Annotated in this window: 8 protein-coding genes; 4 read left to right on the top strand and 4 right to left on the bottom strand. The window is 68.4% G+C overall.

From position 1 onward, the window contains the following. Window positions 1-1,703: OB-fold nucleic acid binding domain-containing protein (locus tag ACOJUJ_RS04500; RefSeq protein WP_420125655.1), on the top strand; the 1,703-nt coding region annotated here is incomplete at its 5' end. Window positions 1,704-2,458: 755 nt separating this feature from the next. Here the strand turns inward: ACOJUJ_RS04500 and ACOJUJ_RS04495 are convergent. The 4 genes from ACOJUJ_RS04495 to ACOJUJ_RS04480 are packed head-to-tail and all read right to left on the bottom strand — an operon-like array spanning window position 2,459 to window position 3,586. Beyond that, complete coding sequence (locus tag ACOJUJ_RS04495; RefSeq protein ID WP_420125654.1) at window positions 2,459-2,650, bottom strand: hypothetical protein; 192 nt, start codon at window positions 2,648-2,650, stop codon at window positions 2,459-2,461. Then, window positions 2,650-3,132, bottom strand: a complete 483-nt coding sequence (locus ACOJUJ_RS04490) for a type II toxin-antitoxin system VapC family toxin (protein ID WP_420125653.1) — start codon at window positions 3,130-3,132, stop codon at window positions 2,650-2,652. The genes ACOJUJ_RS04495 and ACOJUJ_RS04490 overlap by 1 nt, the downstream gene beginning before the upstream one ends. 2 nt (window positions 3,133-3,134) lie before the next feature. Further along, window positions 3,135-3,308, bottom strand: coding sequence for a hypothetical protein (locus ACOJUJ_RS04485; RefSeq protein WP_420125652.1), 174 nt, complete (start codon window positions 3,306-3,308; stop codon window positions 3,135-3,137). Continuing rightward, window positions 3,305-3,586 carry a type II toxin-antitoxin system Phd/YefM family antitoxin gene (locus tag ACOJUJ_RS04480; protein WP_420125651.1) on the bottom strand — a complete coding sequence of 94 codons (282 nt, stop codon included), beginning with the start codon at window positions 3,584-3,586 and terminating at the stop codon, window positions 3,305-3,307. The genes ACOJUJ_RS04485 and ACOJUJ_RS04480 overlap by 4 nt, the downstream gene beginning before the upstream one ends. Window positions 3,587-3,878: 292 nt before the next feature. Here ACOJUJ_RS04480 and ACOJUJ_RS04475 point away from each other — a divergent pair, with 292 nt between their 5' ends. The 3 genes from ACOJUJ_RS04475 (at window position 3,879) to ACOJUJ_RS04465 (ending at window position 8,646) form a co-directional block, all read left to right on the top strand. Next, entirely contained in the window at window positions 3,879-5,378 is a 1,500-nt protein-coding gene (locus tag ACOJUJ_RS04475; protein WP_420125650.1) for a DEAD/DEAH box helicase, read from the top strand. A 421-nt stretch (window positions 5,379-5,799) separates the two neighbouring features. Beyond that, window positions 5,800-7,260: an RNB domain-containing ribonuclease gene (locus tag ACOJUJ_RS04470; protein WP_420125649.1), complete on the top strand. Its 1,461-nt coding sequence runs from the start codon at window positions 5,800-5,802 to the stop codon at window positions 7,258-7,260. A 138-nt stretch (window positions 7,261-7,398) separates the two neighbouring features. Further along, window positions 7,399-8,646, top strand: coding sequence for a 6-bladed beta-propeller (locus ACOJUJ_RS04465; protein ID WP_420125648.1), 1,248 nt, complete (start codon window positions 7,399-7,401; stop codon window positions 8,644-8,646). The last annotated feature ends 137 nt before the right edge of the window (window positions 8,647-8,783 follow it).

Raw genomic sequence — 8,783 nt, 5'->3', positions numbered from 1 at the left:
CGTCGATGGTCAACCGCACGGTCATCCAGTGGGACAAGGACGACTGCGCGGACCTGGGCGTTCCCAAGTTCGACCTGCTGGGGCTGGGGATGCTCAAGCTGCTGGGCCAGTGCATGGACCTGATCCGCGACTGGCGCGGCGAGGAGATCGACATCGGCCGGCTGCCGATGGACGACCCCGCCGTCTACGCGCAGATCGGCGCGGCGGATACCATCGGCCTGTTCCAGATCGAGAGCCGCGCGCAGGCCAACTTTCTCCCCCGCCTGCGCCCGACGTGCTTTTACGATGTGGTGATCTCCGTCGGCGCCATCCGCCCGGGCCCCATGATGGGCGGCCAGGTAAAGGAGATGCTGGCGCGCCGCCGCGGCGAGGTGCCCACGGAGTATCCGCACCCCGATCTGGAGGCGGTCCTGGGCCGCACGCACGGGCTGGCGCTGTTCCAGGAGCAGCTGATGCGCTGCGCCATCGTGGTGAGCGGGTGCTCGGCGGGGCAGGCGGACCGGCTGCGGCGCGCCATGAGCCGCAAACGCTCGCGGGAAGAGATGCACGCGGCCACGGCGTCCATCCGCGAGGGGATGGCGGCGCGCGGGGTGGACGAGGAGGCGGCGGAGAAGGTGCTGGGATGGCTGGAGGCGTGCGCCAGCTACACCTTTCCGGAGAGCCACGCCATCAGCTTTGCGCTGCTGGCGTATGCCAGCGCGTGGCTGCGGCGCTACTACCCGGCGGAGTACCTGTGCGCCATCCTGAACGCGCAGCCCATGGGCTTTTACCCCGTGTCCACGCTGATCCACGACGCGCGGCTGCACGGGGTGGAGGTGCGGCCGGTGGACCTGGCGGAGAGCAGGTGGGATTGCACGCTGGAAGAAAGTGCGAAAGTGCGGGAGTGCGAAAGTGCAAAAGTAACTGCGGAGGAGGGGGATGAGTCGGCTGATTCGGCAGAATCCCCTCACTCCCGCACTGACGCACCCCCGCACTCCCGCACTGCTGCCCCCGCCGTTCGCGTGGGCCTGCGCTACGTCCGCGGCCTGGGTACGGTGACGGGGCGGCGGTTCAGGAAAGAGCTGGAGCGGGGGCCGTTCACCTCGGTGGCGGACGTGGTGGAGCGGTTCGATTCCGAGCACGGGCTGCGCGCGCTGGCGGCGGCGGGGGCGTTCCGCTCGTGGATCCCGGGCGGGCCGCGGCAGGCGCTGTGGACGGTGCTGGGCGAGCTGCGCGCGCGCCGCAGCGGCGGGCCGCTGGCGCCGGTCACGCCGTCCGTCACGCAGCTGCCGGAGCTGGCGCCGGCGGAGCGCACGCTGATGGCGCACCACGTCACCGGCTTCGACATCGACGGGCACCCCATGCGCCACCTGCGCGACTACCTGCGCGGCCTGGGTATCGTCGAGCTGGGCACCCTGGGCGGCGACGGTCGCCGCCACGGCGAGCGCGTGACGGCCGCGGGGCTGGTGATCGTGCGCCAGCGGCCGGGAACGGCCAAGGGCTTCGTCTTCGTGGGGCTGGAAGACGAGACGGGCCGCCTGGACGTAATCGTCACGCCCCAGCTGTACGAAAAGGAGCGCGAGATCATCAACCGCAACGGCATCCTGGCGGTGCGGGGAAGGTTGGGGAAGGAAGACGGCGTGGTGAACCTGAAGGCCGAAGCCTTCTTCCCCCTGCGCCTGGACGAAGCCAGCGCCGTCGTTCGCTCACACGACTACCACTGAGCGGACGAGGGGAGGGAATCTTCGTCAGGCGGCGGGTTTGCCCCGCTCGGCCGGCGGCGGCGCATTGATCATCAGATCCGCGTACTGCTTATCGAGTTCGGTGTAATCGTAATACGCGATCAACCTATCGGGGTCGTTGTTGAACTACGCCCGGATCTCACGCCGGATCTGGCGCACCTCCTCAACGACGTCATTCGCTTCCGTTCGGTCCCCGTCCAGAACACCGGCAATCCTCCCCGCAGTCGAGGAGGTGAGGATTACGACGCACACGAGCAAGAGCCTGTCTCACGCGACGGGTGTACTCCGGCGGAGGCGGGGGTGCCGCTACCCAGCCCTCGCGCAGAAGCTGCTGCCCCACTTCATTGAGGTGCGCAACGTACTTGTGCACGTCGTGATCGAACCGAGCGTCGAGGGCGAGACGAATCTCGTGCAGTTCATCGAGCACCTCATCCACCGCGGTACGGGGCTCAATTACCATCTGCTCCTGAGCGCAGTCCATGCGACCTATGGGCTATGCAGTAGCGGAGCCGACTCAGGCTGCGGATTTCCCTTTAGTACCCGCAGATGGAGACTCAGCCAGGCGATCCGCGAACTGCTTCTGGTACTCGGTAAGGTACGCTCCCAGCTTCACGAGATCATGGTCGAACTCCGCGGAGATCTCCCGCTTTACTCGCCGCACCTCGTCAATGAGCGGATCTTCCGCCGACCGATTTGCCTCCATCATCCCCTCCGAGAAGCTGAATGGCGTGACCAGGTCAGGCGGCGGATTTGCCTCGTCTGGCCGGCGGCGGCGCCTCTACCCAGCCCTCGCGCAGGAGTTGCTGCTCGCCCTCGCGGACATAGGCGAGGAACTTCTCCGGATCGTGGTCGAATTCAGCATCGATCGCCAACCGGATCTCGTGAAGTTCATCGAGAACCTCATCGACTGCATTGCGAGGCTCGCTCATCATCTCCTCCTGAGTAAATCCTCGGGTGTAACCAGCTCCGGGACGTGCAAGCCCAGGGCCGAATTGATCCGCCGGATGTGGCTGGCCTTGTTGGGGTTGGCCGGGTGCCGGCAATTCCATGTGACAATGAAATCACAGTCGTGATGTGAAGCAAGGGCCAGGTGCGTCGCGTCTGCCGGCACCGGTTTGGAAGGCATGAGCTTGTGACGCAGATACGACTGGACAATTTCCGATATCTTCGGTTGGCTGAGCAAGAGCGGGATCCCAGACAGCAGCTCCATGCGCAAGCGCACGAGTTCAGCCGGCCTGCCACGGGAAAGCTCCTTGAATACCGTAAAGCTGGTAACCAGCTCGTACCGCTCCGCCGCATCCGACCACCATTCGCGCGTCAAATCACGCCAGGCGACGAGATTCGGCTGCGTACGCGTTTCGTAGTAAAAGCTCGGAATGGTCGTTTCGACGTAGACACGTGGCTTCGGCATGTTCAGGAAATCGGCCCCGTTGCATGCCTGCTGACGAGCCTGTGCGCATGGAGCTTCTGCACCTCCTCGTAGTGCGCCAGCAGCTTCGCGGGGTCGTTGTCGAACTCCGCTTCTAGCTTGCGCTGGGCTTCCTCGACCTCGTCGAGCAACGGATCGGCGGGCCCAATCTTCTTCATCGGCTCCCCTCGGCTGCACCGGCGAAATCAGCGTCGGGACAAAGCTTGCTCGCCACTTCATCGGCATCACCGCCGAAAGGCTCCGCGGCCGGGGTGAGGCAGGGGAGGGAGGCGAGGAAGGCGGGGAGGTCTTCCAGGCGCACGGGGGTGAGCACGGGGCCCAGCTCGGCGACGGGCCTTCCGTCGCGCGTGAGGGTGAAGCGCTCGCCCCGGCTCACGACCAGGTCCACGTACTCGGCGAAGTGGCGCGCGACGTCGACCATGGTGACGGTGGTCATGGAAAATCCTGGACGGGTGTGATCTGAGCGGGCAGCAGAGGTGAACGAAGGGTACAACACCCTTGCGGCGGGATGGAAGTGCCCGTGCGAACACGGCCACGTGTGGTACAGCGCGGTTTTGAGGCGGCAGAACGGGATTTCCCTCCGGGCGGCCCGCGGAACGATCCTTTTGCGCAACGTGGGGTATACGGGCACATCGAACGGACGGCGGGACTCCCGCAAGGGGCCGCCGTCTTCTATTTTTGCCGCAAAAAACGAGAATCGTAGCGGCCCGCCAGTATTCCCCAGACGCATGTCCTTCGAACCGCTCGGGCTGTCGCCCGTCCTGCTCCGCGCCGTCACGGAGCTCGGATATACCCGCCCCACGCCGATCCAGGAACAGTCCATCCCGCCCGCGCTGAACGGCGCGGACCTGCTGGCCTGCGCCATGACCGGCAGCGGCAAGACGGCCGCGTTCGCGCTTCCCATCATCCAGCGGCTGGCGGACAAGCCGCGCGGCACCACGCGGGCGCTGGTAATCAGCCCCACACGCGAGCTGGCGGCGCAGATCCAGGAGCAGTTCGTGGCGCTGGGCAGGCACACGGGCGTGCGCAGCGCCTCGGTGTTTGGCGGGGTGGGGATGAAGCCGCAGGAGCAGGCGTTCCGCGACGGCGTCGACGTGATCATCGCCACGCCGGGGCGGCTGCTGGACCACCTGCAGTACCCCTACGCCAGGCTGAACAACGTGGAGGTGCTGGTGCTGGACGAGGCGGACCGCATGCTGGACATGGGGTTCCTGCCGGACATCCGCCGCGTGCTGAAGCACGTGCCCACGCAGCGGCAGACGCTGTTCTTCAGCGCGACCATGCCCGCGCCCATCGCGGCGCTGGCCAACGACATGCTGCAGAAGCCGGTCACGGTGGACCTGCAGCGCCGCGCCAAGCCCGCGACCGGCGTGGCGCAGGCGCTGTATCCCGTGTCGGAGGAGCTCAAGGCGCAGCTGTTCCTGGAGCTGATCAAGCGCGGCGAGGTGGGCAGCGTGATCGTGTTCTGCCGCACCAAGCACCGCTCCAACCGGCTGGGCGACTTTCTGGACCGGCACGGCGTGCCTAACGCCCGCATTCACGGCAACCGCAGCCAGACGGCCCGTACGGACGCGCTGGCGGGGTTCAAGGCGGGGCGCTACCAGGTGCTGGTGGCGACGGACATCGTGGCGCGCGGCATCGACGTTGAGGCGCTGGAGCACGTGGTGAACTTCGACGTGCCGCACATGCCCGAGGACTACATTCACCGCGTGGGCCGCACCGCGCGCGCCGATGCCACCGGCGACGCCTACACCTTCGTGTCGCCGGACGAGGAGCGGGACCTGGCGGCGATCGAGCGGGCCATCGGCAAAAAGCTGCCGCGTATCACGGTGGACGGCTTTGACTACCGGGCCAAGCCGGCGGAGCGCTTTGAGGTGCCCATCGCCGAGCGCATCGCGGAGATCCGCAAGCGCAAGGCGGAGGAGCGCGCTCGCGCCAAGGAAAAGCTGGAGCGCAAGAACCAGCGGGCGGCCGAGGAGGAGGCACGCATCCGCGAAAAGTCCCACCGGTCGTCGCGGGTTGATCACCTGCATCGCGAAAAGGACGAACGCCGCGTGCGCACGGAAACTGAGCGCACCAGCCGTCCGCAGCCGCGCGCCGACGGTGCGCAGCAGGGGCAGCAGCGCGAGATGGCTGGCGTGGGCCCCAATCGCAGCCGTCGCCGCCGCGGCGGACGCGGGCGTGGGCCCGGTGGCGGCGGTGGCGGCAGCACGCCGCGCGGCGCCTGAGTTTCGGTGCTTCGCTCAGTGAGCAAGGGCGCGGGGGATGATATTTATCCTCTGCGTCCTTTTTCGTCCTGCGTAGGGCCAGCGGGATAACAGACCGGGCCTCACACAGAGTTAACAGAGTCAACAGAGTTCGTGTGGTGCGAGTCCCTGACTCCCGTCGTCCATGAATGGTTTCTGGATGAGATGGTCCCGGTGGGGCAGGGTGCCGGGGGGAATGCCACGGAACCACTCTGTTGACTCTGTTAACTCTGTGTGAGGCCATTTCTTCTGGAGATTCGGAACGCTCCATCCGCGTTCATTCGACGCACTACGGCGATCATGTGCGTCTACCCCGCTCCGGTTGCGCTCCGCGCCGCCGCCGCGCCAGCTTGGGTGCGTTCCGCGGGTTCGGTGGGCGATCCAACCTTTACACGACGCAGGCATGGCTTCCGGAGAGCGGACGGGCGGTCAGGACGTGGTGGAGCGCGCGCTCGACGCGGCACGCACGGAGCTGGGCATCCGCTGCGGCTTTCCGCCGGAGGTGCAGGCCGAAGCCGAAGCTGCATCCAGGCGCGTGGCCACGGCGGATGGCGAGCGCGAGGACCGGCGCGACCTGCCGCTGGTGACCATCGACCCGCCGGGGAGCCGCGACCTGGACCAGGCGCTCCACATCGAGGCACTGCCGGACGGCGGCTTCCGGCTGTTCTACGCCATCGCCGACGTGGGCTTCTTCGTCGACCGCGGCGGGGCGCTGGAGGCGGAGGCGTGGCGGCGGGGGCTGACCGTGTACGGGCCGGACCGCAAGGAGCCGCTGTATCCGCCCGTGCTCAGCCAGGGCGCCGCCAGCCTGCTGCCGGACCAGGACCGCCCCGCCATCCTCTTCGAGTTCGGGCTGGACGCGGCGGGGGAGCTGCGGTCCACGGCCGTCCGCCGGGCGCTGGTGCGCAGCCGGGCGCAGCTTACCTACGCGCAGGTGGTGGAGCACGTATGCGGGGGCGAGCGGCTGTTCGCGGGAAGGGGGTGGGCGGACGGGTTGATGGCGATGCGCCGCTTTGGCGAGGCGCGCGAAAAGGTCGAGGCGGCGCGCGGCGGCGTATCCATCCCCCTGGTTTCGCAGCACGTGACGCAGCTGACCACGCGGCCCCTGGGGTACGCGCTGGGGTTCGAGGCGCCGCAGCCGTCGGAGGAGTGGAACGAGCAGGTGTCGCTGCTCACCGGCCACGCGGCCGCGCTGCTGATGCTGAAGGAGCGCGTGGGCCTGGTGCGGGTAATGGGCCCGCCGGATCCCGAGGCGGTGGAGAGCTTTCGCCGCGCGGCGGGGGCGCTGGGATTTCGCTGGCCGGCGGCGACGTCGTACGCGGAGTTCATCCGCACCGTCGACATCACCCACCCGCGGGTGACGCCGCTGCTGTGGCAGGCCAAGCGCGTGAACCGCGGCGCGGACTACGTGGCCTTCGACGGCGAGCTTCCCGCGGACCCGCTGCACCACGCGCTGGCCATGCCGTACGCGCACGCCACCGCGCCGCTGCGCCGCCTGTGCGACCGCTACGTGCTGGACCTGCTGGTCCAGCTTTCCGCTGGCGGGCGCCCCTCCGCGGCGGAGACGGACGCGCTGCGGCGCCTGCCCGAAACCATGGACGAGGCGGAGCGCCGGGAGAGCCGCTTTGAGCGGCGCGCGATCGACGTGGCGGAGGCGTGGGTGCTGCGCGAGCGTGTGGGCGAGCGCTTTGCCGCCACGGTGCTGGGCAGGCGCGAGGGCGACGTGGAGGTGCAGATCGAAAACCCGCCCGTGCGCTCCATCGTGGAGACAGGCGACCGCAAGCCGGCGCCGGGCGACGCGGTGCAGGTGAAGCTGGACCGCGTTTCGGTGGACGAGGGGCGCGTGTACTTTACCCTCGCCTGAGCTTCCGCCGCGCCGCTCTTCATCAATCCCTCATCCTGCCGGCGGCAACCCACGTCTGGGTTGCGGAATCACACCCGTCCGTACGCGGCGCTCCCGATGCGCCAGGGCTCGCCACACCACCAATCCGGGTGACGGAAAATGATCCACATCAAACCCACCTTCGCCGTGCCGCTGCTGGCCGCGGCGCTGCTGTCCGTGGATGCGGCCGCACAGGGCCGCATCGTACGCCTTCCCGAGCGCGACCGCCCGCTGACCGGCACCCCCGCGCCCGTCTATTCCATCGGCCGTGCGGACGGCGCCGCGCACGAGGCGTTCGGCATCGTGGCGGGGGTCGCGTTCGACGCCAGCGACAACCTGTACGTGCTGGACCGCCAGAGCGCCCACGTGCTCGTCTACGACCGCGCCGGACGCTTCGTGCGGCAGATCGGCAAAAAGGGCGAGGGTCCGGGCGAGCTGATGATGCCCCTGCAGCTGGCGATCGGTGGTGACGGAACGGTGATCGTTTCGGACCTGGGCCGGCGCGGGTACTCGCTCTTTCGCCCGGACGGCACGTTCCTGCGCAACGTGGTGATGGAGGGGTACATGCCCGGCCTGGGCGGCGGGGCCCTGGGGTGGCACCCGCGCGGCGGGGCCGTGGCCCCCGTCCGCGAGCCGATGGGTCCGCCACGGCCGGGATCGTCCACCACCACGCAGAACGTGATGCCGCTGCTCTACCAGCCGCTGGCCGGCGGCGAGCCCACGCGCCTGTACGAGATCCCGCAGCCGATCCGCGTGGAGCAGCAGTCCAGCGGCTCCAACCAGGTGCAGGTGCGGATGTCGCCACCCCCCATGTTCAGCCCGCCGGTGCTCTTCGGCGTAATTCCCAGCGGGCAGATGGCGCTCAGCTTTACCACCGGCTACACGGTGCGCATTCTGGACGCCAGCGGGCAGACCGTGCGCTACCTGCAGCGTCCCATGCGTACGCGTTTGACCACGGAGGCCGATCGCGAGCGCGGGCGCGAGCTGCAGCGCGAGGGGATCGCCAGCGGCCGCAACGCCATCCGCGTGCAGATTGGCGGGGGTGGTGGCGGACCTGCACCGCGCGAGCCCAGCCGGCAGGAGATCGAGCGGCGGCTGGGCGAGATCGGGTTCGCCGACACCATTCCCGCGCTGCGCGGGCTGCGCGTGGCGCCGTCCGGAAAGCTGTGGGTGGAGCGGACCGGGCGCGTCGTCGGCGAGCCGGGCCCCATTGACCTGGTGACGCCGGAAGGGCAGTACCTGGGGACGATTACGGGCACCACGCTCCCGGACGCCATCAGCCGCAACGGGCTGGCCGCCTACATCGAGCGCGACGACGACGACGTGGAGCGCGTGGTCGTGCGGCGTCTGCCGGAGGGCTGGCGCTAGTGCATCTCCACAGGAGAAACTGTTCGAAGTAAACAAAGTGTGCTAACTTGGGTGGATGAAACCCAAGAAACGAGCACCGTTGTGCGTGCGAGAACTATCCGCTGAGGAGCGCTCTCATCTGGAAGCGGCCCTCCGCT

Origin of the sequence: Longimicrobium sp., assembly GCF_048594345.1 — a bacterium.
Classification (GTDB): Bacteria; Gemmatimonadota; Gemmatimonadetes; order Longimicrobiales; family Longimicrobiaceae; genus Longimicrobium.
This window is presented reverse-complemented; position numbering and strand designations above follow the sequence as displayed.